The sequence below is a fragment of the Pseudomonas sp. LBUM1655 genome, assembly GCF_059716085.1.
The window spans coordinates 2,900,853-2,927,097 of the sequence record NZ_CP166801.1; the positions used below are offsets into that span (position 1 = coordinate 2,900,853).

The 26,245-nt window shown below is 57.8% G+C and carries 22 protein-coding genes, 1 tRNA gene and 5 pseudogenes; 18 read left to right on the forward strand and 10 right to left on the reverse strand.

Features of this window, described 5'->3' with window-relative positions:
* Nucleotides 1–23: 23 nt before the first annotated feature.
* Nucleotides 24–1,175, reverse strand: a complete 1,152-nt coding sequence (gene darB, locus ACA074_RS12985) for a beta-ketoacyl synthase DarB (protein ID WP_497679198.1) — start codon at nt 1,173–1,175, stop codon at nt 24–26.
* A gap of 7 nt (nt 1,176–1,182) precedes the next feature.
* Nucleotides 1,183–2,124 (reverse strand): 2-hexyl, 5-propylresorcinol biosynthesis aromatase DarA, encoded by a 942-nt coding sequence (gene darA / locus ACA074_RS12990; RefSeq protein ID WP_497679199.1) that lies wholly within the window; start codon nt 2,122–2,124, stop codon nt 1,183–1,185.
* 806 nt (nt 2,125–2,930) lie between these two features.
* On the opposite strand from darA, the pseudogene ACA074_RS12995 reads away from it, so the two are divergent.
* Together ACA074_RS12995 and ACA074_RS13000 are read left to right on the forward strand one after the other, a co-directional pair.
* Nucleotides 2,931–3,002: pseudogene (locus ACA074_RS12995) on the forward strand (phage holin, lambda family); the annotation flags it as partial.
* 2 nt (nt 3,003–3,004) lie between these two features.
* A pseudogene (locus ACA074_RS13000) lies at nt 3,005–3,106 on the forward strand (DUF2280 domain-containing protein); the annotation flags it as partial.
* Here the strand turns inward: ACA074_RS13000 and ACA074_RS13005 are convergent.
* Nucleotides 3,073–3,338, reverse strand: a pseudogene (locus ACA074_RS13005) (type 2 periplasmic-binding domain-containing protein); the annotation flags it as partial. The pseudogenes ACA074_RS13000 and ACA074_RS13005 sit on opposite strands and share 34 nt — an antisense overlap.
* On the opposite strand from ACA074_RS13005, the pseudogene ACA074_RS13010 reads away from it, so the two are divergent.
* A pseudogene (locus ACA074_RS13010) lies at nt 3,331–3,450 on the forward strand (zinc-binding dehydrogenase); the annotation flags it as partial. The pseudogenes ACA074_RS13005 and ACA074_RS13010 sit on opposite strands and share 8 nt — an antisense overlap.
* A gap of 65 nt (nt 3,451–3,515) precedes the next feature.
* Here ACA074_RS13010 and ACA074_RS13015 read toward each other — a convergent pair.
* Nucleotides 3,516–3,971: a GFA family protein gene (locus ACA074_RS13015; protein WP_497679200.1), complete on the reverse strand. Its 456-nt coding sequence runs from the start codon at nt 3,969–3,971 to the stop codon at nt 3,516–3,518.
* A 104-nt stretch (nt 3,972–4,075) separates the two neighbouring features.
* On the opposite strand from ACA074_RS13015, the gene ACA074_RS13020 reads away from it, so the two are divergent.
* Nucleotides 4,076–5,017 carry a LysR family transcriptional regulator gene (locus ACA074_RS13020; protein ID WP_497679201.1) on the forward strand — a complete coding sequence of 314 codons (942 nt, stop codon included), beginning with the start codon at nt 4,076–4,078 and terminating at the stop codon, nt 5,015–5,017.
* A gap of 83 nt (nt 5,018–5,100) precedes the next feature.
* On the opposite strand, the pseudogene ACA074_RS13025 reads toward ACA074_RS13020, so the two are convergent.
* Nucleotides 5,101–5,280 (reverse strand): annotated as a pseudogene (locus ACA074_RS13025) (hypothetical protein); the annotation flags it as partial.
* A gap of 578 nt (nt 5,281–5,858) precedes the next feature.
* Here ACA074_RS13025 and ACA074_RS13030 point away from each other — a divergent pair.
* Together ACA074_RS13030 and ACA074_RS13035 are read left to right on the forward strand one after the other, a co-directional pair.
* On the forward strand, nt 5,859–7,112 hold the full coding sequence (locus ACA074_RS13030; protein WP_497679202.1) for a hypothetical protein: 1,254 nt from the start codon (nt 5,859–5,861) through the stop codon (nt 7,110–7,112).
* Nucleotides 7,085–9,046 (forward strand): autotransporter outer membrane beta-barrel domain-containing protein, encoded by a 1,962-nt coding sequence (locus tag ACA074_RS13035; RefSeq protein ID WP_497679203.1) that lies wholly within the window; start codon nt 7,085–7,087, stop codon nt 9,044–9,046. The genes ACA074_RS13030 and ACA074_RS13035 overlap by 28 nt, the downstream gene beginning before the upstream one ends.
* Nucleotides 9,047–9,488: 442 nt before the next feature.
* On the opposite strand, the gene ACA074_RS13040 is transcribed toward ACA074_RS13035, so the two are convergent.
* Nucleotides 9,489–9,576, reverse strand: a tRNA-Ser gene (locus ACA074_RS13040).
* A gap of 122 nt (nt 9,577–9,698) precedes the next feature.
* Between ACA074_RS13040 and ACA074_RS13045 the strand changes: the two genes are divergently transcribed.
* Entirely contained in the window at nt 9,699–10,370 is a 672-nt protein-coding gene (locus tag ACA074_RS13045; RefSeq protein WP_123531850.1) for a Bax inhibitor-1/YccA family protein, read from the forward strand.
* Nucleotides 10,371–10,435: 65 nt separating this feature from the next.
* Here the strand turns inward: ACA074_RS13045 and ACA074_RS13050 are convergent, their stop codons facing one another.
* Nucleotides 10,436–10,762: a YceK/YidQ family lipoprotein gene (locus tag ACA074_RS13050; RefSeq protein WP_497679204.1), complete on the reverse strand. Its 327-nt coding sequence runs from the start codon at nt 10,760–10,762 to the stop codon at nt 10,436–10,438.
* A 57-nt stretch (nt 10,763–10,819) separates the two neighbouring features.
* The gene (locus tag ACA074_RS13055) at nt 10,820–11,257 is read right to left on the reverse strand and encodes an Lrp/AsnC family transcriptional regulator (protein WP_187680420.1); all 438 of its coding nucleotides are present in this window, start codon (nt 11,255–11,257) and stop codon (nt 10,820–10,822) included.
* A 138-nt stretch (nt 11,258–11,395) separates the two neighbouring features.
* On the opposite strand from ACA074_RS13055, the gene ACA074_RS13060 reads away from it, so the two are divergent.
* Complete coding sequence (locus ACA074_RS13060; protein WP_497679205.1) at nt 11,396–12,289, forward strand: DMT family transporter; 894 nt, start codon at nt 11,396–11,398, stop codon at nt 12,287–12,289.
* Between the two features lie 3 nt (nt 12,290–12,292).
* Here the strand turns inward: ACA074_RS13060 and ACA074_RS13065 are convergent, their stop codons facing one another.
* Nucleotides 12,293–13,333, reverse strand: a complete 1,041-nt coding sequence (locus ACA074_RS13065; protein WP_497679206.1) for an FUSC family protein — start codon at nt 13,331–13,333, stop codon at nt 12,293–12,295.
* A gap of 46 nt (nt 13,334–13,379) precedes the next feature.
* Nucleotides 13,380–15,005, reverse strand: coding sequence for an NADP-dependent glyceraldehyde-3-phosphate dehydrogenase (locus ACA074_RS13070; protein WP_497618023.1), 1,626 nt, complete (start codon nt 15,003–15,005; stop codon nt 13,380–13,382).
* A 321-nt stretch (nt 15,006–15,326) separates the two neighbouring features.
* Between ACA074_RS13070 and ACA074_RS13075 the strand changes: the two genes are divergently transcribed.
* The 10 genes from ACA074_RS13075 (at nt 15,327) to ACA074_RS13120 (ending at nt 26,233) form a co-directional block, all read left to right on the forward strand.
* Nucleotides 15,327–15,680 carry a c-type cytochrome gene (locus ACA074_RS13075; RefSeq protein ID WP_497679207.1) on the forward strand — a complete coding sequence of 118 codons (354 nt, stop codon included), beginning with the start codon at nt 15,327–15,329 and terminating at the stop codon, nt 15,678–15,680.
* A 75-nt stretch (nt 15,681–15,755) separates the two neighbouring features.
* Nucleotides 15,756–17,084, forward strand: coding sequence for a D-arabinono-1,4-lactone oxidase (locus tag ACA074_RS13080; RefSeq protein ID WP_497679324.1), 1,329 nt, complete (start codon nt 15,756–15,758; stop codon nt 17,082–17,084).
* Between the two features lie 74 nt (nt 17,085–17,158).
* Nucleotides 17,159–18,367: a DSD1 family PLP-dependent enzyme gene (locus ACA074_RS13085; RefSeq protein WP_497679325.1), complete on the forward strand. Its 1,209-nt coding sequence runs from the start codon at nt 17,159–17,161 to the stop codon at nt 18,365–18,367.
* Nucleotides 18,368–18,563: 196 nt separating this feature from the next.
* Nucleotides 18,564–18,983 (forward strand): hypothetical protein, encoded by a 420-nt coding sequence (locus ACA074_RS13090; RefSeq protein WP_489879788.1) that lies wholly within the window; start codon nt 18,564–18,566, stop codon nt 18,981–18,983.
* A 288-nt stretch (nt 18,984–19,271) separates the two neighbouring features.
* Nucleotides 19,272–19,883 (forward strand): transposase, encoded by a 612-nt coding sequence (locus ACA074_RS13095; protein ID WP_187680425.1) that lies wholly within the window; start codon nt 19,272–19,274, stop codon nt 19,881–19,883.
* A gap of 57 nt (nt 19,884–19,940) precedes the next feature.
* A complete protein-coding gene (locus ACA074_RS13100; RefSeq protein ID WP_401264984.1) occupies nt 19,941–21,539 on the forward strand; it encodes a ShlB/FhaC/HecB family hemolysin secretion/activation protein in 1,599 nt (532 codons plus the stop codon).
* Nucleotides 21,540–21,551: 12 nt separating this feature from the next.
* The gene (locus ACA074_RS13105; protein ID WP_497679208.1) at nt 21,552–23,351 is read left to right on the forward strand and encodes a DUF2341 domain-containing protein; all 1,800 of its coding nucleotides are present in this window, start codon (nt 21,552–21,554) and stop codon (nt 23,349–23,351) included.
* Nucleotides 23,352–23,362: 11 nt separating this feature from the next.
* Nucleotides 23,363–23,788 carry an ExbD/TolR family protein gene (locus ACA074_RS13110; RefSeq protein WP_007915482.1) on the forward strand — a complete coding sequence of 142 codons (426 nt, stop codon included), beginning with the start codon at nt 23,363–23,365 and terminating at the stop codon, nt 23,786–23,788.
* A gap of 3 nt (nt 23,789–23,791) precedes the next feature.
* The gene (locus ACA074_RS13115; RefSeq protein ID WP_401264989.1) at nt 23,792–24,496 is read left to right on the forward strand and encodes an energy transducer TonB family protein; all 705 of its coding nucleotides are present in this window, start codon (nt 23,792–23,794) and stop codon (nt 24,494–24,496) included.
* A 39-nt stretch (nt 24,497–24,535) separates the two neighbouring features.
* Nucleotides 24,536–26,233, forward strand: a complete 1,698-nt coding sequence (locus ACA074_RS13120) for a putative porin (RefSeq protein WP_401264991.1) — start codon at nt 24,536–24,538, stop codon at nt 26,231–26,233.
* The last annotated feature ends 12 nt before the right edge of the window (nt 26,234–26,245 follow it).

The following is a 26,245-nucleotide window of genomic DNA, read 5'->3' on the forward strand; positions in this document are numbered from 1 at the left end:
CTCTTGCGCCATTGCGAGGCGTATCAGACCGCCGTCAGATGCATGAAACCACCGGAGAAGCGCCCGCTTTCCGGGACGAAACACAGCACGCGCTGCCCTTTGTGCAGGCGTCCGGACTCAAGCAGCTCGTGGATCATGATGTAGATCGACGCCGAGCCGGTGTTGCCACGCTGGGACAGGTTGGTGAACCAGCGCTCCTGGGGAATCGCCAATTCGGTGTTTTCCATGCACTCGACAATCGGTTTGCGGAAGTATTCCGATGACATGTGCGGCAGGAACCAGTCGATGGCCTCGGGCGACAGGTTGTACTTGATCATCACCTCCTTGAGCGGCTTGCCGAGGGTGTAATTCACCACGTTCTCGTTCAGCAGCCGCACGTCCTGCTTGATTGCGAAAATCGAGCGCGACGCCCTTTCCTCAGAGGGCAGCCGCATCCAGCCGGTCAAGCTGTCGTCCTCGGCCTTTTCCGCGCCGGCGTACATGCAGGTCGGCAATTCGTTGGCGTAGGAAAAGATGTCTATCCAGTCGATACGTAGCGACAGGCTGCCGGCCCGTGGTTGGTTCTCGAGCAGAAAGGCCCCGGCCCCGTCGGATAGCATCCAGCGCAGGAAGTCTTTGTCGAAGGCGATTTCCGGGCGGGCCACCATCTGCGCCACCAGCGCCTCGTTTTCCGCATCGAAATTGCGCGCATGCAGCACCGGCGAAACCACCTCCGACGCTGTGGCCACTGCCTTGCGGCTGGCTCCCGCAAGCACCGACAGGTAGGCATATTTCAGCGCGGTGAGGCCCGCCAGGCAGATGCCGGCGGTGGACACCACCTCACAAGGTTTGTTGCCCAGTTCGCCATGCACCATCACGCCATGGTTGGGCATCAGTTGGTCCGGCAAGGTGGTGCCGGTGGACAGGCATTCCATGGCGTCCAGGGTAAAACCGTCGCCCACCAGGCCCTTGATCGCCTCGGCGGTTATTTGCGCGTTAGTGAAACGGGGAACACCAGTCTCCGGGTCCAGCACATAATAGCGTTGCTTGATTCCGTTATTACGCAACACCACCTGCCGAGACCGTGAAGGTCGCCCGCCCACATACCCTAGAATGCTCTCCATCGTATCGTTATCAACCGCCTCTCCCGGCATATAAGTGGATGTTTTCGTAATATAGACAAACGATTTACTCATGATTATTTCACTCTTCAGATTCAAAATTTAGTTGCGAACCGGACGGCTGTTCGTAATAACGCTGCAACTCATTGAGGCGCGTCCGGATAAAGGGATGAAGCAAACGGCGTAACACCAGTGAGATAGGCAGGACGGTCATGATGACCAACAATAGATAAACGATGAATAAGCACAGCAAGATGCGCCGTAGCCATTGTCCATACTTGCCGAAACGGCAAATTATTCCCGACCAGAACTTGAAGCCTTTATAGGCCGCACGCTCGCTGAGTATCAGCCCGGGATTGACGGTCGCCGCCCCCAGTCCAGCCAGCATCGGCCCTTCGGCTTTCTCTTTATTGGCATACAGGGCGGCATTCAATGCCCGCCCGAAACGTGCGGCGCCCTGGACATCCTGGGCGCTAATCCCGGCCTTGGGCAGGCCGAGGAATGACTCGCGGTTGCCGGTGAACATCCAACGCGGCGTGGTAATCAGGGTGGCGAAGGTATTGGCCCGGTCGGTTAGCACCACGTTGTCGCGCAACCGCGCGCCGGCCTCATCCAGCAGACGCTTGACCGCCTCCTGGGCCATCAGCCACATGTTGCGGCAGGCGATCACCGTGACCACCGGGCGCCCGGCCAGCAGGCGCTTGCCTTCCGCGCTCTTGAGAAACGCGGTGATCAGCGGTGATGGCGACAGATACCAGACCTGATACGCAAGGATCACCAAGTCGAAGGGCTGAGTGTGATTCGTATACACCGGTTCGATGGCCGGCGGGCTGAGCTGCACGGTCTCGGGAAACACGTCGAAAAACTTGCCCACCGGCCAGGGAAACGGATAGGCAACCCGGGGCTTGAGCACCACTTCATGCACCTTAACCTCCTGTGTCGAACGTAGAGGCGAGATCAGGCTTTCGACCACTTCGCTCAACTGACCGCTTTGCGAATAGCGAACCACAAGAACATGTTTCATAAGTGCAGGGACCTTTTGCTTTTCAACTACACAAACACGCCATAGATTCGAATGGCAGTTCTGTAGAGCGAGATGCACCACCCCGGATAGCTTGTCGGGGTAATGGCACACCAAGTTTTTAACGTTTGATTTTTATTCGGGACGAGCGAATGCAGTACGTCGCTAGTGGCGCACGCAATAGAAGAGGGGCGTCAACTCGCAGATAACCGAGGAGGCTCTCTGGCGAAAGTCGATATACGAGTGGGTGGGATTGTTCTGGTAGGCTTTTGCGCGGTTCAACTGCGGCTCATCCGTGATCTTGTACATCATGTAACTCCTGGTTCTAGCTTTGGCAGACTGGATTCCTTCCAGTTCTTCACAGACGAACTCTAGATACTTATTGTGGCCTGTCAAATAAGTGCGACGAATTTATCGCGTGCCCTCGATTCAGTGGCGCGAATACACGATGGCGCTGTCGGGCCAGGACGTGATGTAACTCCCATGTTATGCAGGTGTCCCGAATTTTGTATAACGGTAATTTCTGTTCAATTTCGCTCGTATGCAAAGGAAGGGAGAAGGCCGAGAGCAGTAAGGCGAAGTTTTTCGATTTCTTCATTTATCTGTCCATAGAACGCTAAAAATTCGCCGTGGTTAAACCTCGCGCGCTGCGATTGCGCACCTATTCATGGCCTAGACATTGATGGAGGTCTTTTCGTTTTTGGCTCCACCACACCCATTGCTCCGAGCTGGGAGTGCTGATGGGGCTGAATCAAATCTGCAGGTCACGGCCTGTCGTATTCCTAACTCCCTGACGGGGAGGAACCGAGATGTCCAACATGCCAGACAAACCAGACACATGGGCGATAGCGCTTGCGTGGTTGAGCCAGCATTCGCCGATCCCGGAGTGAACCTCGCGGCGAAGTGGCAAACCCTATCTCATGACACTCGCACTCGCTTCCGTGAAGAAACCGCGGAGATCCCAATCGCCAGATGCGTCCGGCTCGGGTACAGCAACGACACAGGGCGAGGGGCCGGGCGATAGGGCTTTAGAATTTCCACCAAACGGCCACTGTCCAGATGCTCGACCACGCTAATGTCCTGTTGCTCTGACCGGACAAAAAGTTGACGCCTCGATGGGAGGCCAGGTCGGCCCGGTCAGTCACGCCCAGCACCCTGTTGATACCAGGGTAGGTGGCGGTGAATTCTTTAAGGCTTTTGATAAATTCCATTAACGAACACAAGATCCGTCCTGTGATCGATCAGGCATATCCGTTCGAGAAAGCACGAGAAGCCTACGAGCATCTCGCGTGGGGAGCATTTGGGAAGGTGGTGATAAAAAACGCTTAATAATGTTTAAGGCGCCAATCTGGCGCCTCTTTTTGCTTATCTCAGCAGATATATTATTTCCAACATTACTTTGCAGTTTTTCGTGTCTGTTGAGTGATGGCCAAGGCAAAGTCTTCGGGAGTTGGGCTTTCCGGCCACTGGGCTACACCTTCAGGCAACGAAATCCAGGGCTGTTTACGCTTGGTCCAGATGTGTGCCAAGGGCGCCAAACGATCCGCACCGTGGAGTACGCTGGCCCGTAATACACGCATGCCTGGAGCCGCGTCAGTCTCATTGAACAGCCGGGTGAAACACGTACCGCATGCGTACTCGGTCGACGTACGCCCATCCGTTGCATGGATATAAGTGAGCATCCTTCCCGAAGCCTCAATCGCCTGAGCGGGACAGAGCATATGCAATGCGAACGCACTGCCGCTCCATCGCTGGCAGTTCAGGCAGTGGCATGCATATATAGGTGTAAGTGCTTCAATCTGCAGTTGAAGATGCAGTTGTCCGCATCGGCATTGGCCGGTGAAACCCATGATGTTGCTCCTTATAATGCTGCGCTACGAGTCAGGGGTTCATCATCCATGCTTCTCGAATCCACCAGAAGACAATTAATGGAGCAACCGTTGGTACGGAATAGATGAGCGGGCTGGAATGGGAAAGCCAGCGAGTGTTCCTGGCGGTTCTGCGCAGTGGCAGCCTATCGGGCGCCTCCAGGTTGCTGGGAATTGCGCAGGCAACGGCTCGTCGACGTCTCGACAGCCTTGAAGCGGGTCTGGGCGTGAAGTTATTCACACGAACCTCCTCGGGGCTCGTGCCTACAGCATCGGCACGTGGGCTGGTTCACCATGTCGAATCCATGGCGATGGCTGCCGAGGCGTTCAATCGCATGGCCAGCGCTGAAACGCAGGTCACGAGTGGCACCGTCAGGCTCGCAAGCAGCGCTTTTCTGGGCGTGGAGGTGCTTCCGGGGTTGATGCGTGAGTTTCATTACAAGCATTCAGAATTGAAACTTGAGCTCAGTATCAACGATTCGCTGGAAGACATCGCCCGACAGGAGTCAGACATCGCTGTGCGCCTCGTACGCCCGAGAGAAGCGGAAATAGTCGTGCGACGCGCTGGTGCTTTACGAGTGGGCCTGTTCGCAAGTGCCCACTGCCTTGAGCGCTATGGCGAGCCTGCAAATCTCGAAGAGGTGCGTCGCGCGCCATTGATTGGACCAGATCGCCGTACCGCTGACTTACGCAGACTGGTCGAGGTGGGGCTGTGCGAAGTAGACCAGCCGTTCTCTATCGCCACCGATAACCACCTTGCTCAACTCGCCGCACTCAGAAATGGCCTCGGATTTGGCTTATGCGCTACCACCGTCGCAGCGACCTATGGACTGATCCAGTTATTGCCTGACAGCTTTGGCTTCGACCTTGATGTCTGGATTGCGATGCACAGTGACCTGCGCAAAGTTGGGCGCATCGCCAGAACATTCGAAGCCTTGGGGGAAGCGCTGGCCCTTTATCTGGACGAAAGCAGCGTACAGAGCACAGCCAAACACCCTGAACATCTGGTCGCGAGCAATTTGATTTGAGTAGGCAGCGCCGGTATCAGAAGGGAAGCGTTGCGGAAATGGCTGAAACGATCTAGAGAGTATGAAGCGAAAAATCGCGAACTTCAGAAACGACAAAGCCCCGAAAAATCAGGGCTTTGTCGTATATAAGATGGCGGAGGCGATGGGGCTCGAACTCCGCCAGCGCAGCGATAAACCCGCTCTGTAATGTCGCCTTTTGTGTGCCCAAGCAGCAGGCTGGCGTCACCCACATCGCTGATTTTCGAAGCGGCTTTCGGGCGGATTGTAGTGGTCGAATAGCGACCACCACTCATTGTGAGTGATCCACCCTTGTCCTCCCTGAACGTGGAGGACAGGCCATGAGCACTATTGCTACTTACAGCCATCAGCCTTGGAACAACATCTCTCCACCAGACAGTACGCTCGGATAGTCAAAGCGTGGGTAACAGCCATTGGCCTTGACGCAACGATGTACGGTACTCATTCGCTACGGAAAACCAAAGCATCGCTGATTTATCGGAGGACGAAGATGTCTTGGAATGGCTGAACAGACGGAAGTTTAACCACCCGTTGCGACGGTCGATGCTAGACCGTCGCGATCCACCCCACTAGCGCCGATCACCAAGGGCTGGAAACGACCAATACTTACTACTCAACTCCGTTAGGTTTCATCTGAAAGTAGACGGAGATAAGAGTTGCGGAGTACCAAAAAGAGCAGCCAGCTCGTAGGAATATTCCTACAGTCCAGTCGGAAAAGCCTGAATTTTTGCCGCTAAATTTCCTGTTCAAATCTCTCCTCAATGACTTTCGAGCTCTGGCTTGTTTAAGCCTGTCCTGAAAAAAATCAATGAATGAGAGATTTATGAACAGCATCTACCGAGCTATATGGAATCGCACGCGTACCTATTTTGTGTTGCCGTCGGAGTCGGCGTCTGACGTATTAAAATCGCGCAACAGCCTTGCGCGCTTATCTTCAAAAGCGCCGGTTTTTCCCTTGAGCACGTTGTCTGCCAGCTTGTTGTTGGCTTTTTCCAGCGTGGGGCACGCTGCTGTTATGGTCGTCGACGGGACGACCTATAGCGGTACGGGGACAATGACGACATCAGGTGACAACAACCCTGTATTGCGGGTTATGAATGTCGGTGAGGCGACTTGGAGCAACGGTATTCTCAGCGCTTCAGGCACTGGCTTGGGCGCTGTTCTGGTAGAAAGCAACTCCACGCTGAATTTGATCGGCATGACCGTAAATTCCCTCATGGCCAATACGTCTGGTTTGATGGCGTCTGGCGGCTCTACGGTAAACCTTCAAAACACCCAGATCGCTACACTGGGCAACAGCGTCGCGCTGGATGTCAAAGAAGCAAGCCAGCTACTTGGTAACCATGTGCAGATCAACAGCACAGGCTCGGGCCTGCTCGTGACGAACTCGACGGCCGATGTCAGCAATCTCGATATTGTTACCCACGGATCTTTCGGATTTGCAATTGCAGCATTAGGAACCAGTAACGTCAACGTTCGCGGAGCCACCATTAAAACCACCAATAACAGGGGCTATGGAATATACGCCAACCCAGGCGGGACGGTGGTGGCGAACGATATCGTGATCAGTACCTCGGGCGCCAATGGTATTGGAATGCAGGCCAACGGAGAGGCTGCTCATATAAGCGTGGACGGCGGCAGTATCACCACAAGCGGAACTGGTACTAGTTACGGAGTTCATGCTTATGGAGGGGGGACCGTTGATGTCAATAACATGGACATTGCCTCTAAAAGCGAAGCGATAAGGGCTGACGTTGGAGGGACGGTGAATGTTGAGTCGTCAAACCTGCACTCAACGGGTACTGCCATCACTGTCGCAAGTGGAGGCATTGTCAATGCGAACAATGTGAGTATTAAAAACAGCGGCGCGCGTCCGCCAATGGTTTGGGCGTTTACTGATTCATATGTGAATCTTGTCAACAGCGATATTGAAATGTCGGGGGGGCATGGTATCTATGCAGATACTGGAAATGTAACCCTCGATAACGTTCGTATTCACGGCGAAGTAGGTGGTATGGGGATTGCCGCCCGCTGGGGGGGGGCACCGTTGTGGGCAATAACGTCGATATTGCTATGAGTCTTGCTGATGATAGAGACGAAGAGGACAACATGGGCCTGGCTCTGGGCTCTAGTTCACCTGTTTCCAATATTAGCTTCGATAATTCAAGTATTAAGGTGAATGGCAAATTTGCCACTGCTATTGGCGCTTACGGAGCGGATCAGAAAAACGTCCTGCTTAAGAATACTGTGGTCAGTTCCGATAATGTAGCTATCAAGGCGAGCGACTCCGTTGCTTTTGGTGTGACTGCTGACAGCTCTACCATCGAAGGTAAAACATTAATGGCCGGCGGGACCGCCGAATCGGGAGGACAGCAAGTTGTGAGCGTAGCACTGAGCGCCACTAACGGCTCCCGACTTAAAGGGGATGTGGAGATCGACCGTGATTACACCCTCGACAGCAGCCTTAACCTTAACGAAGCTTCTACCTGGAAAGGCGCATCGACTGGTTTACATAATCTGAGCCTCCGTGGTGGCAGTATGTGGACTATGACTGGCGACTCTTCGGTGAGCGCTCTTTCGTTGAACGACGGCCGTGTCAATTTCGACCACTCCAACGGCTTGTTCAAAACGCTGACGGTGGGCAATTTGAGCGGCAATGGCAGCCTCTTGCTTAACACTGACCTGGCGACGCTACAAGGCGACTTGCTCAAGGTTGAAGGGCAAGTTGACGGGGAGCACACGCTGATCGTTGCCGATTCCGGCCACCAGGCACAGGGTGGTGCACTGATGCTGGTGGATACCAACGGCGGCGCGGGGAAGTTCGATTTGTACGGCGGTAAAGTCGACGTGGGTGCCTTCCGTTATGGCCTCGAGCAGCGTGGCGATGACTGGTACCTGGCCGGCACTGCACAGGATGCGGGCGGTGACGAGGGTCCAGTGGGTGATACCGGTGGCGGTGCGGGCGGTGGCGAGGGGCCAGTGGTTGATACCGGTGGCGGTGCGGGCGATGGCGAGGAGCCAGTGGGTAATACCGGTGGCGGTGCCGGAGGTATAGTTGCGCCCGTTAAACCAGTTATTAGCAATCCTCAGCCGGAGAATCTGAGTAAGGGCGCGAACGCTGCCATCGCTCAACAGGCGGCGGCCACAGGACTCATCGGGGCGCAGATGAATGCCTTGACCAAACGACTGGGCGAGTTGCGTATGGGCAATGATGAGGGTGGTCTGTGGACTCGTGGCTTCGGCAAGGAGCAGCGCATCGATACAGGTTCCAGCCGTGCCTTTGAGCAGCAGGTCAACGGTTTCGAGATCGGTGCCGACAAGGCCATTCCTTTCTACAACGGCAAGCTGTATCTCGGCGGTATGGCCGGACAAGGTGAGGCTCGTCAGAACTTCGGCGAAGGCAGCAAAGGCCAGATCGACAGCGCCATGCTCGGCACCTATGCAACCTACATCGACCAAAACGGCGTGTACGTTGACAGCGTGCTGAAATACACCCACTTGGACAACAAGGTCGACATCACCAGCAATATGGGTAAGAAGGTGGATGGCAAATACAAGAATCACGCAATCGCGGCGAGCGTAGAGGTTGGCAAGCAAATCGATCTTGGACAAGGCTGGTTCGTCGAACCACAACTGGAAGTGCAAGCGTTCCGCGTGGGTAGTGGCGATTACACCGCAAGCAATGGCTTGAAAGTCGAACAGGATGCCGTTACTTCTGTTCAGAGCCGAGTTGGCAGCCTGTTCGGTCGTAACATGAAGCTGGATAACGGTATGACTGTGCAGCCATACGCCAAAGCATCGTGGATTACCGAACATGCCGGTGACAGCCATGTGAGCGTCAACGATGTAAGTCTGGACAGCAAATTGCCAGGTTCGCGGGCGGAAATCGGTGGCGGGGTAATCCTGCAAACCGCCGAGAAACACAAGTTCTTCATCGACGCGGAGTACACCAAAGGCGATGGTATCGAACAGCCTTATTCGGTGAACGTAGGCTACCGCTACGCCTGGTAAAAGCCTCTCTTGAAGGCAGTTTGAAATAAAGCGAATAGGACCCGGATCTTTGAATTCGGGTCTTGTTCGTTTGTATTTTTGTTGATGACAATCGGCAGGTTCATTTCGTTATTTCAGACAAAAAAAAGATTCCTTCCCAGGAAAGTAACCTCCGCCTCTAGCCAATTGGGGCACATGACTAGTACGCATTGACGATTCTGTTGGCCATTGGGCGTTTAGACCACTGTCCGATTATGGCCGAAAGCTGCGTATCGAATGCAGCCACATCCCCATGAGCTTCGAGGTCGAATCAACTAAATTTAAGGGTACGCACCAGTGTCGAAGGGCAGGGTTGCGAAAATGGCCGAAAAGATGCGGAAACGATCCGTAGAGAGAGGAGCCAATTTTCTGAATGCCAGAAACGACAAAGCCCTGAATAATCAGGGCTTTGTCGTATATAAGATGGCGGAGGCGATGGGATTCGAACTCATGGACCTGTTACAGTCGACGGTTTTCAAGACCGTTGCCTTAAACCACTCGGCCACACCTCCGTTGCGTTGCGGGCGCCATAATACCTGAATGAAACACACTGTCAAACTCTCTGCATGGCTTGTTACAGAGCGTCTGTTATGATCTTTGCGACTGAACGTTTCAAACCAACAGGAGTGTCGCCATGCGCGAACAGGATTACGCAGTTAATAACGGCGTGCAGGCTGAGCAGCTAGAGGTTAGCCGCGTCCTGCGCAACACATATGGTCTACTCGCTCTCACCCTCGCATTTAGCGGCGTGATGGCGTTCGTTGCCCAGCAGATGCGTGTTGGCTACCCGAACATTTTCGTGGTGCTGATCGGCTTCTACGGGCTGTTCTTCCTCACCAACAAACTCCGTGATTCTGCGTGGGGCCTGGTGTCGGCGTTTGCCCTGACCGGTTTCATGGGTTTCCTGCTCGGCCCGATCCTTAACCGTTACCTGGGCATGCAGGGCGGCGCTGAAGTGGTCAGCTCGGCGTTCGCGATGACTGCACTGGTGTTTGGTGGTCTGTCGGCCTACGTGCTGATTACCCGCAAGGACATGAGCTTCCTCGGTGGTTTCATCACCGCCGGTTTCTTCGTCCTGCTGGGTGCAACGCTGGCGAGCTTCTTCTTCCAGGTCAGCGGTCTGCAACTGGCGATCAGCGCAGGTTTCGTGCTGTTCTCGTCCGTCTGCATCCTGTTCCAGACCAGCGCCATCATCCACGGCGGTGAGCGTAACTACATCATGGCGACCATCAGCCTGTATGTATCGATCTACAACCTGTTCATCAGCTTGTTGCAGATCTTCGGCATCATGAGCCGCGACGACTGATTACAGTCGATGAAATAACAAAAAACCCGCCTAGGCGGGTTTTTTGTTGTCTGCAGAAAAGGCTATCAATTGATGACGATACTGCCATCGGCCTGTTGCTTGTAGATTGTATAAGGCAACAGCAACGTGTCGAGCACCCCTGAAAATGCAGCATCTACCAGTACGCCGGGTGTCGCGTTGTTGTAATTGAACGCATCGACATCATCCGGACGCTCTGCGTGGAGCAAACAGAAGTCATAGGTCACGCCGCTGTAGATTCGCGGAACAGCGCCGCAGTGGGATTTTTTCTCTTTCAGATAGGCCGCGGCGTCCCGATCGCTGCGAACGACTGTCTGCACAGTCCCGCAACCAACGAGCATCAACGCCGCCAGAATTACTGCCTGAATCTTCATACCGCGAATCCTTCGCTGGAAAAACGTCAATCTAAGCCGAATTTGCAGAAAAAGCACCTAAGCCATCGGCGGCAAGCGGCGTTTGACCGGGGTCTTCTTGACTATTGCTGTATTGGTTTCGGCCAAGGTATTGAGGCGGTCGAGCAGGGTGTCCAGTTGTTCCATCGAGCGCACGTGCAGACGGGCGATAAAGCAGTCCTCGCCAGTGACCTTGTCGCACTCGGTGAACTCGGGAATCGACTGAATCTGACGCTCGACTTCCTGCAGTTGCCCCGGTAGCGGCCGTACCCGGACGATCGCCTGCAATTGATAGCCGAAGCACTTGGGATCGATCTCGACGGTGTAGCCCTTGAGCACGCCGCGCTCCTCCAGCCTGCGCAAACGCTCGGCCACGCTGGGCGATGACAGCCCGCTGATCTGCGCCAGCGCCTTGAGCGAACGCCGCGAATCCTCCATCAATGCGCTGATGAGGATCTGGTCGATATCGTCGGTCATGAACAAACTCCCGCATTAGGCGATTGGTGAGAACTACCCCCGATAAAAAAGGCAGAAAGTGAGTTTAGCCTGCTTTATGCACTGGAGTGGCCCTGTGGCGGCTTGGCATACTTTTGCCACTAACACGGGAGAATAATGATGGACAACACACTGCGTCGCGGCTCGTTTGAAATGACCGCTGCCATGCTCATATCCGGGACGATCGGCTGGTTCGTGCTGGTGTCCGGGCAACCGGTGCTGGATGTGGTGTTCTGGCGCTGCGTGTTCGGTGCCGGCACCTTGTTATTGATCTGCGCAGCATTCGGCTTTCTGCGCCCGGGCATTCTGACCCGCACGACATTTTTGCTGGCCGTGCTTAGCGGCGTGGCGATTGTCGGTAACTGGGTGCTGTTGTTCGCCTCGTACTCTCGGGCCTCGATTGCCATTGGTACAGCCGTATACAACGTTCAGCCATTCATGCTGGTCGGATTGGCGGCGCTGTTTCTCGGCGAGAAGATCACTGTGCAGAAGCTATTCTGGCTGGCGATTTCTTTCATGGGGATGCTGGCGATCGTCAGCGCTCATGGCCAGCAAGGTGAGGGCGGAAACGACTATCTGGTGGGAATTGCGCTGGCATTGGGCGCGGCGTTTCTCTATGCGATTGCGGCGTTGATCATCAAGCGTCTGACCGGCACGCCACCGCACTTGATCGCGCTGATTCAGGTCTGCACCGGTGTGCTGTTGCTCGCACCGTTCGCACACTTTTCTGCAATGCCGCAGGCACCGAGTGCGTGGGCCAGTCTGATTACGTTGGGCATTGTTCATACCGGCCTGATGTACGTGCTGCTTTACGGCGCGATCCAGAAGCTGCCGACGGCATTGACTGGCGCACTGTCCTTCATCTACCCGATTGCCGCGATTTTCGTCGACTGGTTTGCCTTCGGTCATCGCCTGGAAATCCTGCAATGGGTCGGCGTGGCAGCGATTCTGCTGGCGGCGGCCGGCATGCAACAGGGCTGGGGCTTCAAGGCGCGGCGGCTGGCCGCGCAGTGATTCTCAGATGTTCCAGCGCGGTGCGGTTTTCGCCAGGCGCCGGCGCATCTCGCCGATGTTCGCGGCGAGTTGCCGGGTCAACAAACGATAGCCATCCAGCGCGCTGTAGACCGGTGCGTCAAGGCTGGTCTCCTGCAACTCCACTGGCCGATCCAATCGCTGTGCCGCGCCGGATTTCAGGGCGCGGGCCATGCCGATCAACTGCACGCGAATGACCCGATGTTCAGCTTTTAGCGCCGATTGCAGATGAGCCATGGCCTCTGGGTCGTTGGCGTCGGGGCGGGTGTTGCCGAGGATCTCCAGGGTGCTGATGCACATGCGCAGGTTGCGCTGGATGGCATCGAGTTCGGTCATGGAGATTTTCACTTCCTTGGACACCGATGGCATCAGCGAACGCAATTGCACCATCACTGCGCCCAAACGGCTCATCAATTTAAGGTGCTCGTCAGCGCTGACCGGTTGGCCGCTGATGATCCGTCCGTACACCGTGGCGCAGTCGCGCAAGGCATCGGCCAGGTTGTAGCGCCACGAGTACACCGCGTACAACGGCAGGGCGAAGGAAAAAGCCAATGCCAGCGCGATACCGATCAGGATGTCGACCCCACGCCACAAGCCATCGGTGATCGGGTTGTCGCCGTGCCCGGCAACAATGAATACGGTGATCGCCGAGAGCAGCGCGGTATAGCCGCCCTTGCCGATCGCGTGATACGAGAAAAAGCCGCAGACCACGGCCATGGCGAAGTAGGTCAGCCACGGCATGCCGAGCCAGGCCTGCTGCGCCACCAGCAATAATCCGACGCCGGCACCGATCAAGGTGCCGGTAGCGCGTTCGGCGGCTTTTTTGCCGATGTTGCCGTGGTGCTGCAAACCGCCGATTACCACCAGCATGGTCACCGACGCCCATTCACCGTGGGGTAGATTGATGCCGGTGGTCAGCAAAATCGTCGCCAGCAACCCCAATGCCACCCGCACCGCATGGATCAGTCGGGCGTGGCGGTAGCGCCGGTATGGGTCCAGCAGCGGACGCAGGATTCGGCGCAACAACGGAGGCAATCTGTGGGTGCTGAACGTACTCAGTGCAAGGCCCTCGTCAGAAGATGTAGTCGGTGGTCAGGAAGCTCGAATCGCGTCCGCGAATGATCTCGCTGATCAGATCCTTGTTGCTGTCCTGGAACTTGGTCGCCACCAGCGTGCGGATCGAAAACACCCGCAACGCATCGTGTACCGACAGCGTGCCTTCGGCGGAGTTCTTGCGACCGTTGAACGGGTACGTGTCCGGGCCGCGCTGGCACTGGGCGTTGAGATTGATCCGGCCGACCTGGTTGGCGAAGGTGTCGACCAGTCGGCCGACCGCCACCGGGTTGGTACCGAAGATGCTCAACTGTTGGCCGAAGTCCGATTCCAGCACGTAATCGATCACGGTATCGAGGTGACGGTACGGCACGATCGGCACCACCGGGCCAAACTGCTCTTCCTGATAGACGCGCATCTGCGGATTCACCGGGTACAGCACCGCCGGATAGAAGAACGACTCGCGGGATTCACCGCCATTCGGGTTGACCACCTCGGCGCCCTTGCTGCGCGCGTCCGCCACCAGACCGTGCAGATAATCGACCTTGCCCGATTCCGGCAGTGGCGTCAGCGATACACCGCTGTCCCACGGCATGCCCGGTTTGAGCGTGGCCAGTTTGGCGTTGAATTTTTCGATGAAGCTGTCAACGATATCTTCATGGACGAAGAGGATCTTCAGCGCGGTGCAGCGCTGACCGTTGAACGACAGCGAACCGGTGACGGCTTCGCTGACGGCGTTGTCCAGATCGACTTCCGGCAGGACGATGCCGGGGTTCTTCGCGTCCAGACCCAGCGCGGCACGCAAGCGGTGCGGTTTTGGGTGCAGCTTCTTCAAGTCGCTGGCGGCCTTGTTGGTGCCGATGAACGCGAAAATGTCGATCTTGCCGCTGGCCATCAGCGCGCTGACGGTTTCACGTCCGCTGCCGTAGATGACGTTGATGACGCCGGTCGGGAAGCTGTCACGGAACGCTTCGAGCAACGGGCGGATCAGCAGCACGCCGAGCTTGGCCGGTTTGAACACCACGGTGTTGCCCATGATCAGCGCCGGGATCAGCGTGGTGAAGGTTTCGTTCAGCGGATAGTTGTAAGGCCCCATGCACAGCGCAACGCCGAGCGGTACGCGGCGGATTTGGCCGAGCGTGTCCTGCTCCAACTCGAAACGGCTGGAGCGGCGGTCGAGTTCCTTGAGGGCGTTGATGGTGTCGACGATGTAATCGCAGGTGCGGTCGAATTCTTTTTCCGAGTCTTTTAAGTTTTTGCCGATTTCCCACATCAGCAGCTTCACCACAGCGTCGCGTTGCTGACGCATGCGGCCAAGGAAGGCTTCGACGTGCTGGATGCGCTCGGCCACGCGCATGGTCGGCCACAGACCCTGGCCACGGTCATAGGCGCGGACGGCGGCGTCGAGGGCGGTGAGGGCGGTGTCGGCATCGAGCAGCGGCGTGCTGCCGAGAATCACTTGTTCGTCGCCATTTTCACCGTGCAGATAAACCGGGCTGCGTACAGTGGCGAGCGGGCCGTCCCAGCGGCGCAACTGGCCGTCGACGAGGTATTCGCGTTGCTCGACCTGAGCGCCTGGGCGGTATTTTTCCGGGATGTCGCTGACAGAAGGGAACAGGTTGCCAAGGATGTTTGCTGTGGTCATGTCGCTACCCCGTGTTGGATGTCCGCGTGCAATCAAAAAAGTCTTTACAGGTTATACGCCTGAATGCGCCGAAATTTAAACCCGCGAATGTCACCCGAATGTCACGCAAAGGCGCAGAGCAGAGCTTCAAGGGACGCTCCGCGTTCCAAGCGGACGCAGAGCGTCCGGGGCCGCATTCCCACGCAGAGCGTGGGAACGATCATTGGAGAGAAGGCTGGCCCCGTTTGCCCCCCTCACTGTCCCGCAATGCCCTCAACCCGCTGCGTTCGCTGCCTTAAGGTGTGATCACAACAATAAGCCGCACCCCACGCGAGGATCGTTATGCGGGCACTCCGATTCACTTTACTGCTGGCTCTGGTCGCTGCGATGGCGGGCTGTGGCGACGAAGCAAAACCGTCAGTGACATCCAGCAGCGCCACACCCTCCGACTCGGCACTGGCACAGATCTACACCAACAGTTGCCAGCTCTGTCACGCCAATCCGGCGGCCAACGCACCGCTCACTGGCGATCGCAAAGCCTGGGCGCCGCGCATCCAGCAGGGTGTCGACACGCTGCTCGACCACACCATCAACGGCTACAACGGCATGCCGCCGATGGGCCAGTGCGTCGAGTGCTCGCAAGAGCAGTTCCTGCAATTGATCGGCTTCATGGCCGACCAGCCTCTCCCTCAATAAGGTGCGCGCATGACGATGGATCTGACACGGCGTCAGTTATTGCAACGGGCAAGTATCGTCGGCGCGTTCAGCGCGCTGGCGAGCAACCCGGCCTTGGGTCAATTGATGCGCGCGCCACGGCTGATTCCCTGGCGCAACTGGTCGGGCGCGCAGAGTTGCCTGCCGGCAGCACGGTTGGCGCCGAAAAATCTGGATGAGCTGACGACGGTGATTCGTCAGGCCCAAGGCAAAATTCGTCCGGTCGGTTCGGCACATTCCTTCAGCGCCTTGGTGCCCACCGACGGCACATTGTTGTCGCTGAGCTACTTCAACGGTTTGCTCGACCACGACCCGAAAACCCTGCAAGCCGAATTCGCCGCCGGCACGCCGATGTCGCGCATGGGCGTGCCGCTCAAAGACGTCGGCCAGGCCCTGCAAAACATGGCGGATATCGACTACCAGACCCTCGCCGGAGCAATCGCGACGTCGACCCACGGCACCGGCAAAAACTTCCAGTCCTACTCGGCCCATGTCTGCGGCCTGCAAATGGTCACTGCCAATGGTGAGGTGCTCGACTGCGACAGTCAGCGCCACCCTGAGGTGTTCAACGCCGCTCGCGTCTCACTTGGTGCACTCGGCGTGGCAACGAAAATCCGCCTGCAAAACCGCCCGGCCTATCGCCTGCGTGAAACCCAATGGATCGCCAAGACCGAAGAATTGCTCGAAGACCTCGATAAGAACACTCGGGAAAACCAGCACTGGGAAATGCTCGTCGTCACCCATTCCGACTACGCCTTGTCCATCGCCCTCAACGAAACCACTGACCCGGCGACGCCGCCGATCAGCCCTGAAGAGGAGGGCGGCAACGAGTTCGTTAACCTGATCGAGAAGATCGACAAGTACGGCAGCGACTTTCCCGACCTGCGCCGGACGATGCTCAACAGCCTGCGGCATCTGGCGAGTTTCGATGACCGGGTGGGCGACTCGTTCGACATCTACGCCAACGTGCGCACGGTGCGGTTCAACGAGATGGAATACTCCGTGCCCACCGAACACGGCCCGGCCTGCCTGCGCGAAATCCTCAAGTTGATTCAGGACAAGGACCTGCGCACCTGGTTTCCCATCGAGTACCGCTACGTCAGGGCTGACGACATTCCGTTGAGCATGTTCGAGGGGCGCGACAGTTGTTCGATCTCGGTGCATCAGCACTATCAGATGGACCATCACAACCTATTCGCTGCCATCGAGCCGATCTTCTGGAAGTACAACGGCCGGCCACACTGGGGCAAATTGCACACGCTCAATGCGCGAACGTTGCAGCCGCTGTATCCACGCTGGCGCGAGTTTGTCGAGGTGCGCCAGGCGCTTGATCCGAGCGGCAAGTTTTTGAATGCGCATCTTTCGTCGATTCTGGGGGTGAGCTGATGGCGGTCAATCGACGTAATTTTCTGCTTGGCACGCTGGGTGTCGGCGCTTTACTGGTGGGCGTTGGTGCCTGGCTGAGACCGGGGGATCGCGGCGGGCCTTACAGCGAATACTTCCAGGCACTGAACCGTGAACTGAAGGAAAAAGGCCCGATGCGCCCGGTGCTGCTGATCGATCTGGATCGCCTCGATCACAACATTGATGAGGTGATGCAGTCGGTGAGACGCGGTGGCAAGCAACTGAGATTGGTGGAAAAGTCGCTGCCGTCGCCGGGGTTGCTCAGTTACATCGCCCAAAAAGCAGGAACGCAGAACTTGATGTCATTTCATCAGCCGTTTCTCAACCACGATGCTGTGAAGTTTCCGCAATCCGACATCTTGCTCGGCAAGCCGCTGCCGGTGCGCTCGGCTGAACTGTTCTACCAAACCCACAAAGGCCCGTTTGATCCGGCGAAGCAACTGCAATGGCTGCTCGACAGCCCTGAACGTTTGCAGCAATACCTCGCACTGGCGAAGGGGTTGGGCTCTCGGATGCGCATCAACATCGAACTCGATGTGGGCCTGCATCGTGGCGGCGTGAGTGACGTTGAAGCGCTAGGGCAGATGCTCACACTGATCAGCGCCAACCCGCAGCATCTGGAGTTTGCCGGGTTCATGGGCTACGACCCTTTCGTGGGCATGGGCGTGCCGGGGATGCTCGGTTCGCCTGAAGAGTTGTTCGCCAAGGTCATGGTGATCTATCAGCGCTGCGTCGATTTCACCCGCCAGCAATTTGCGCAGTTGTGGCACGACGGCTTGTGCCTGAACACCGCCGGCAGCCCGAGCTATCGCATCCATGAAAACGAAAAGCTGAGCACGGAAGTGTCGGTGGGCACAGCGATGCTCAAGCCGACGCATTACGACTTGCCATCGCTGGTCGATCATGTACCCGCCACCTTCATCGCCACGCCCGTTTTGAAAAGCACGGGCGCGGTGAACATCCCGGCGCTGGATGACAAGTCGAAGCTGTTTTCGTGGTGGGATACGAACCAGCGCCAGACCTTTTTCGTGTATGGCGGTAACTGGATGGCCGAGTTCGAATCGCCGCCGGGACTGCAAAGCAACAGTGTCTACGGGCGCAGTTCCAATCAGGAGATGGTCAATGGCTCGAATGCCGTGGGTCTGACCGTGGAAGATCAAGTCTTCCTGCGCCCGACCCAGACCGAAGCGGTGCTGCTGCAATTCGGTGATTTGTTGGCTGTGCGCGGCGGCAGGGTCGTTGATATCTGGCCTGTGTATTCCTGAGCTAAATGGCTAAGCACTTTTTCCTGCTTATGAACAATTTTTTGTGTTGTCTACTGTCAGTTTTGACAGTAGACAACTTGTTAAATCAGGATTATCAATAGCGGCGTTAGCTGACCTTTTAAGTTTTTAGTGAGCTATTTTATTCAACTTTCATTCTTTCGAGTGAGAGATACATTCTTTCAGAAGGGGCAAAAAAATGGTTGAGGAAATCGCAACAAAGACAGAGGGTACTTTCGATGTGGAATTGGAAGAATTTGGAAAAATTCATCCTCTCACCCTTGGTTTCAAGGAGGTCGGCGAAGGCTTTCAAGTCTCAGTTTATGACAATCCTAATGGGAACATGCCGACAAAAAAATTCTTTGATTTAGTGTTTCCCGATAAATTGTCCGCAGAATATGACGTCGGTGATCTAGAAGTTGCGACGTACAAGCAGTTCGCAGAAGATCACAGCTATGAATATGTTGCCTATAAGGGGACGGTCTCGGTCTCGTATCAGGACTCACCTCGGCAAACCAAAGGTACTATTAAAATTTGGATGGAGTTGGTTGGCAGTCCCGTTCCTTCCGGCCCTGCAAAGGTAGAAGTTAATGGATCTTTTGATCTGAAGAACCCTTAACTGGGGGCGAAGGAAACCAATTTAACAATTGTATATTCGGACGAGGTTTCTTTTTGTCTGTTGGCGCCATGCGGGTCGGCGATCGGAGTTTCCCCATGGCACCAACTCAGAAAGTCTTTAGCCCCTACACACAACATCCTTAGTCCTCTATCAAAACGCTCCCCTAATGAAGCTTTTATGACAAAAGTTCGGTAGCACATCGCCAGTCCGGTCATGCCTATGTAACGCGCTTGAGGGGCCCAACAGGGCGCTTTTCACAAGCCGAGGCGGGACGCCGGGAGTGAGGCAGTGGGGACTATGGAACGCTACTCGAAAGTGGGCATGCAGGAACTCGATCAACGTCTGTCGAAGATCGTCGAAGCCGCGCGCAAGAAGCCGGTTTCGGTGTATCGCTACGGCGCGCCGTGGGTCTGGATCGTCTCGCAGGATGACTGGCAGGGCGCCTTGAAAGAGGTCTCCAGCTACATTCCGCCAGGTCATTCGCTGGTCTTGCTACGCCCGCAGATCGACGATTTGCTCGACGCCCATCGCGACCTTCTGCACGACCTCAATGCCGAGCCCGGCCGGCTGATCCCCGCGCAAACGGTCATGCACATTCTGCTCCTGCAACTGCTGTATTCGGTGCCCAGCGAGCAGCAGCTCTATGAACAGCTCAGCTACAACCTGCTGTTCCGCTGGTTCGTCGGCCTCGGCCTGCAACAGAAAGTCTGGAGCTTCAACGCCCTCAGTCGCGACATCGCCACGCTGCTCAACAACCCGCGTGCGGTGCAACTCATTCAGAAAATCATCGGCGAAGTGTTCTGCGGTGCCTTGCTGCAAATGCCCGAGTTCTCGTTGAACTTCGCGCTATTGCACACATGGCTCGGTAAACACGCCTGCGCTTCGACAGCCAGCAACTGAAGCAACACACAAGGCGCGCAACAGCGCCAACAGGTCATCGCGAATTCAGGGGGTAGTGTGGAACAGATTTTTACGTCACGGCTGGCGCTGTGGGGCTGGCTGCTGGTGACGGCGGGCGTGCAGCCGGCGCTGGCCGAAGAGGCCGCCGAAACCACCGCCGCGCAGCGTCTGGTCGACGTCAACGAATACTTCGTGCGTGGTAACACCGTGCTCGATGCTCGGGCGATCGAAGAGGCGGTATACCCGTTTCTCGGCCCGCAAAAAGCCCTGAGCGATATCGAAGGCGCGCGCGACGCGTTGCAGAAGACCTATCAGGAGCGCGGCTATCAATCGGTGTTCGTCGAGTTGCCGGAGCAAGCGGTGGCGGACGGTATCGTCTATCTGCAAGTCAGCGAAACCAAGGTCGGCCGCGTGCGCGTGGTGGGCGCCAAGCACTATTCGCCACTGGACATCCGCGACGAAGTCCCGGCGCTCAAGGAGGGCGAGGTCCCGGACTTCGCCAAGGTTCAGGGTGAACTGGCGCAACTCAACAAAACCCCGGGCCGCCAGGTCATGCCACTGGTTCGCGAAGGTCAGCGCCCCGGCACCATGGACGTCGATTTGCAGGTCGAAGACCAGAACCCCTGGACGGCCAGCGTCGGCCTCAACAACGACTACAGCGCCGACACCGAAAAACTGCGGGCCGTCACCAGCCTCGGCTACAACAACCTCTGGCAACTCGGCCACAGCATCTCGCTGACCTACTTCACTGCGCCGCAGGACACCGACAACGCCAAGGTCTGGTCCGGCTCGTATACCGCGCCGCTGACTGATCGCTGGAGCGTGCAGTTCTCCGGTTATCAGTCCGACAGCAACGTCGCCACCATCGGCGGCAGCAACGTGCTGGGCAAGGGCCATTCCTATGGGGTCTCGGCGATCTACACATTGCCGTCCAGCGGCAGTTGGTCGAATTCGCTGTCAGCGGGCATCGACTTCAAGGACTTCGACGAACGCCTGACCCTGTCCGGCGAAAGCGACAAGGTGCCGCTGCAATACGCGCCGTTCACCTTCGCCTACAACGGCTATCGCTACACCGAAAAGAGCCAGCTCGGCCTCGGCCTGAGCCTGGTCGCGGCCACCCGCAGCCTCTTCGGTTATGGCAGCTCCGACGAAGACTTCGACTACAAACGCTACCGCGCCAACCCGAGTTTCGCCGTGCTCAAGGGCGACACCAGTTTCACCTGGACCTTCGCCAACGACTGGCAGAGCGCGAGCAAAGCGGCGTTCCAGTTGGCTTCGGGGCCGCTGGTTTCCAACGAGCAATTCTCCGCCGGCGGCGCGACCTCGGTGCGCGGCTATCTGGCCGCCGAACGCACGGCTGATGACGGTTACCTGCTGAGCCAGGAACTGCGCACGCCGTCGCTCGCCAAGTACACCGGCACCTGGATGCAGGATTGGCGCTTCTACGCCTTCGCCGAAGGCGCGCAACTGTACCTGCGCGACGAACTGCCGGATCAGGACGCCAATTTCGCCCTGGCCAGCGTCGGCCTCGGCACCCGCGCCAGCCTGAGCAAATGGCTGTCCGGCAGCCTCGACTGGGGCTATCCGCTACTCGAAGGGCCGAACACCTCGAAACAGGAATCGCGCCTGCACTTCAACCTTCAAGCCACTTTCTAAAGGAGCACGTACATGCAGCGCCTCTTCCTTTCGTTGTTGATCTGCCTGGGCTTCGTGCTCCCGGCCACGGCTCAGGCCTGGTGGCAGGACGACTGGCACTACCGCAAACAGATCACCGTCGACACCACGCCGCAGGGCGCGGCGATCAATCAGGCATTGGGCCGCACTGCGCTGCTGGTGCGCCTGCACACCGGCAATTTCACCTTCGATGGCGTTAAAGAAGACGGTTCGGATCTGCGCTTTGTCGGCGCCGATGACAAGACCGTGCTCAATCACCAGATCGAAAGCTTCGATGCGCTGATGGGCATGGCGCTGATCTGGGTTGATGTGCCGAATGTCGAGGGCGGTCAGCGTCAGGACATCTGGATGTATTACGGCAACCAAAAAGCCCCGGCCACCGGCAACGGTCAACTGACCTTCGACCCGAATTACACCGCGCTGTATCACTTCGACGGCGCCACCGGCACGCCGGCCAAAGACACCACCGCGTATGGCAACACCGCGCAAAGCGCGACCGGCGCGGCGATTGACGGCGTAGTGGGGCGTGCCTTGCAGTTCAGCGGTCAGCCATTGCTACTGCCGGCCAGCCCCTCGTTGCAACACAACGCCGGCAGCGCATTCACCTTCAGTGCCTGGCTGCGTCTGGATCAGGCCAGTGGCGAACAACTGATTCTGGCCCGCCGTGAAGGTGCCAACAGTCTGTTGGTCGGTGTGAATCAGGGCGTGCCGTTCGTGGAAATCGATGGTCAACGCGCCATCGCCACGCAGCCGCTGAATCCGGGTCAATGGCAACACGTCGCGCTGACCGCCGAAGGCTCGAAAGTCACGCTGTACATCAATGGTCGCGAAGGTACGACACTGGCGGTAGCGATGCCGGCGTTCAACTCGGTCATGGCCATCGGCGCGGACCTTTCCGCGAGCGCCTTGCAGCCATTCGTGGGCGCTGTCGACGAACTGCGCCTGTCGAAAGTCGCGCGTGCTGCGCCGCTGATTCTGGCCGACGCCACCTCGCAAGGCGCCGAGTCGAAACTGGTGGCCTACGGCGTTGATGAAGAACAGTCCGGTTACGGTTTCGGCAGCCTCGGTTTCCTGCTCAACGCGGTGCCAGTCGACGCTTGGGTGATCATCGCGGTGCTGGTGCTGATGATGTTCCAGTCGTGGATCATCATGCTGCGCAAGAACCGCACCCTCGGCCGCGTCAGCAAGGCCAACGAAGCCTTCCGCGAGCAGTTCGCCAAGGTCGGTACACGCCTGGAAATGTTTGCCGATGACGCGCAACTCGCTCAGCGTTTGCAGCATTCATCGCTGTGGCGCCTGTATCTGGTGGCGGTGAAAGAAATCCGCACCCGCCGCGAGCAGGGTGCCGACACCTCCTCGGTTTCAGCGGCGACCATCGAAGCGATCCGTTGCTCGATGGACGGCGTGCGCACCCGGGAAAACCAGGCCCTCAGCTCGAAGCTTTCGACCCTGTCCAACGCCATCGCCGGCGGTCCTTACATCGGTCTGCTCGGCACCGTGCTGGGGATCATGGTGGTGTTCCTCGGCACGGCGATGGCCGGCGACGTCAACATCAATGCGATCGCTCCCGGCATGGCCGCCGCGCTGCTCGCCACTGCCATGGGCCTGTTCGTCGCGATCCCGGCGCTGTTTGGCTACAACCGCCTGATCACGCGTAATAAGGAAGTCAGCGCCGACATGCGCGTGTTCGTCGACGAGTTCATCACCCGTCTGGCGGAGATGCACGGCGAGAGCCAGTTCAGTGAGGCATCGCACTCGCGCGGCCATCACGCCAACCATTCCGTACCGGCCTGAGGAGCACTGACATGGCGTCCGTAAATGCCTCCCACGACGATGACGAAGATGCAGCGGTGGACAGCATCAACATCACCCCGCTGGTCGACGTGCTGATGGTGGTGCTGGTGATGTTCATCCTCACCGCCACCGCGCAGGTTTCCGGCATCCAGATCAATCTGCCCAAAGCCAGTGCATCGGTGTCGCTGTCGGAAGCCAAGACCAAGGCGATTTCGGTCAACGACGGCGGCCAGGTGTTCCTCGATGCCTACCCGGTGACGCTGGCCGAGTTGGAAGAGCGCCTGCGCATCGAGAAAGCACAGAGCCCGGACTTCCCGGTGATCGTGCGCGGTGACGCGACGGTGCAGTACCAGAAAGTCATCGAAGTGCTGGATCTGCTGCGCCGGCTCGAACTGTCCCAGGTCGGTCTTGTGACCGGCAAACCGAGTCAGGGCTGAGTCATGACCGCACAACTCCCGATCGAGCCGCTGCCGGTGAAAAAGTCGCCGATGCGCTTTGTGAAGTGGGGCGCCGGGCTATTGGTTGGCGCGCTCGCCGCATGGTTCCTGTGGCAGTGGGCCAACGACATGAGTGGCATCCGCCGCGAAGCGCCGAAGGTGCCGACGATCATTCCGTTGCCGCCACCGCCACCGCCGCCACCCGAGAAACCGCCGGAGCCGGAAACCCCGGTGGAAGAAAAAATCGTCGAACCGGAACCAACGCCCGAGCCGCAGGAGGTCAAGCCTGAAGAAGAGGCGCCGCCATCGCCAGCGGACGATCTGGCCAACCCGATGCAAATGGACGGCGATGCACAGTCGGGCAACGACGCCTTCAACATCGGTGCGGGCAAGGGCGGCGGCATGGCCGGCGCTGGAGGCGGGCGCGTGGGTAACGGCACTTACAGCCAGTTCCTCGCGTTCACCTTCCAGAAGCTGCTGCGCGAGAACCCGGAGCTGCGCAACCTCGCCTTCACCTTGCAGGCCGATGTGTGGCTGAGCAGCGTTGGCGAGATCACCCGGGTCGAGCTGATCAAGTCCAGCGGCAATCCCGAGATTGATACCCAGGTTTTGGCGGCGCTGCGCAATGCGCCGCACTTAAGCGAACGGCCACCGGCCTCCATGACTTTGCCTGTGCGCTTGTCCCTGCAAGGGCGGCGTCCGGGTTAACCGAATTCTTAAAGTTTTGCCAAAAGGAGTTGTGTGCAGATGATTTCCAACGTGAATCGATTGTCCCTGGCGGTCGGCATGGTCATCGCGACCCTGGTCGGTCAGGCCGTGGCAGCGCCTGCGCCCTCGGAGAACGCCACGATCAATCTGATCCGCTTGCTGGTCGAGCAGGGCATTTTGAAACAGGACAAGGCCGACGCGCTGATTGCTCAAGCGCAGAACGAAGCGGCGCAGGCCAAACAGGCTGCGGCAACCACGGCAGTGGCGGCAGGCCCTGTTGCCGCTCCGGGCGATGTGCGCGTGCAATACGTACCGGCAGCGGTGCGCGACCAGATCCGCGATCAGGTCAAAGCCGAGGTCATGGCCACCGCCAAGCAGGAAAACTGGGCAGCGCCCAACACCTTCCCGGACTGGGCGTCGCGCATCAGCTTTGACGGCGACATTCGCCTGCGTAACGAGTCGCGCTATTACTCGGACAGCAACAGCAACGAAATCGTCGACTTTGCCAAACTCAACAACAACGGCCCGTACGACGTAAACCCCAACAGCAGCACCAGCCTGCCGCCGCTGCTCAACACCCGTGAAGACCGCACCAACCAGTTCCGCATTCGTGCTCGGCTGGGCATGAAAGCGGTGATCTCGCCGGAATGGACCGCCGGCATTCGCATCGGCACCGGCTCCGACAACAACCCGGTATCGACCACGCAGAGCCTGGGCGGCGGTTTCGCCAAGAAAGACATCTGGCTCGATCAGGGTTACCTGAACTGGAAGCCGACGGACGAGTTGACCCTGACCGGTGGCCGCTTTGCCAACCCGTTCATGTCCACCGACATGCTCTATTCCCATGACCTCAACTTCGACGGTGTGGCGGCGATTTTCGATCACAAGCTCAACCGTGATTGGGGCGTGTTCGGCACCGTCGGCGCGTTTCCGGTGGATTACACCAACGACACCACCAGCAGCAATGGCTTCGACAAGGAAGAGAGCGACAACAAATGGCTATACGGCGCGCAGATCGGCGCCAAATGGGCGATCAACAGCAACAACCGCTTGAAGGGCGCACTGGCTTATTACCGGTTCGACGACATCGAAGGCCAGCGCTCAGGCCCCTGCGAGCCGTGGGCCGGCGCGCCGGGCTGCGACAGCGATGGCAGCCGCGCGGCGTTCATGCAGAAGGGCAACAGCGTGTTCCTGCTACGGGACATCACGCCGAACCCGCTTAACCCGACCACCACGCCGCAACCGCAATTCGTCGGTCTGGCGTCGGAGTTCAACCTGCTCGACTTGAACATGGTCTGGGATGCCGATCTGCCGCAAGACTTCAAACTGCGCAGCCAAGGCAACTACATCCACAACCTCAGCTACGACGAAGGCGACATGCGCAAGCGGTCCGCCGGGCAGATCGTCAACAACCTCGACAGCAATGGCGACATCGAAAGCGGCGCCAATGCATGGATGGTGCAGTTCACCCTCGGCAACGCGTTGGACCTGAAGAAGCAGGGCGACTGGAATATGTTCGCCGGCTACAAGTACATCCAGCCGGATGCCTTGCCGGACGGCTTTAACGACTCGTCGTTCCACCTCGGCGGCACCAATGCCAAGGGCTATTTCATCGGTGGCAATTACGGCTTGGCGAAGAACGTCTACGCCACCGGTCGCTGGATGAGCACCGAGGCGGTGTACGGCGCGCCTTTCGACATCGACGTCTTGCAGCTTGAGATCAACACGCGCTTCTAAGGCGCCGGGAGA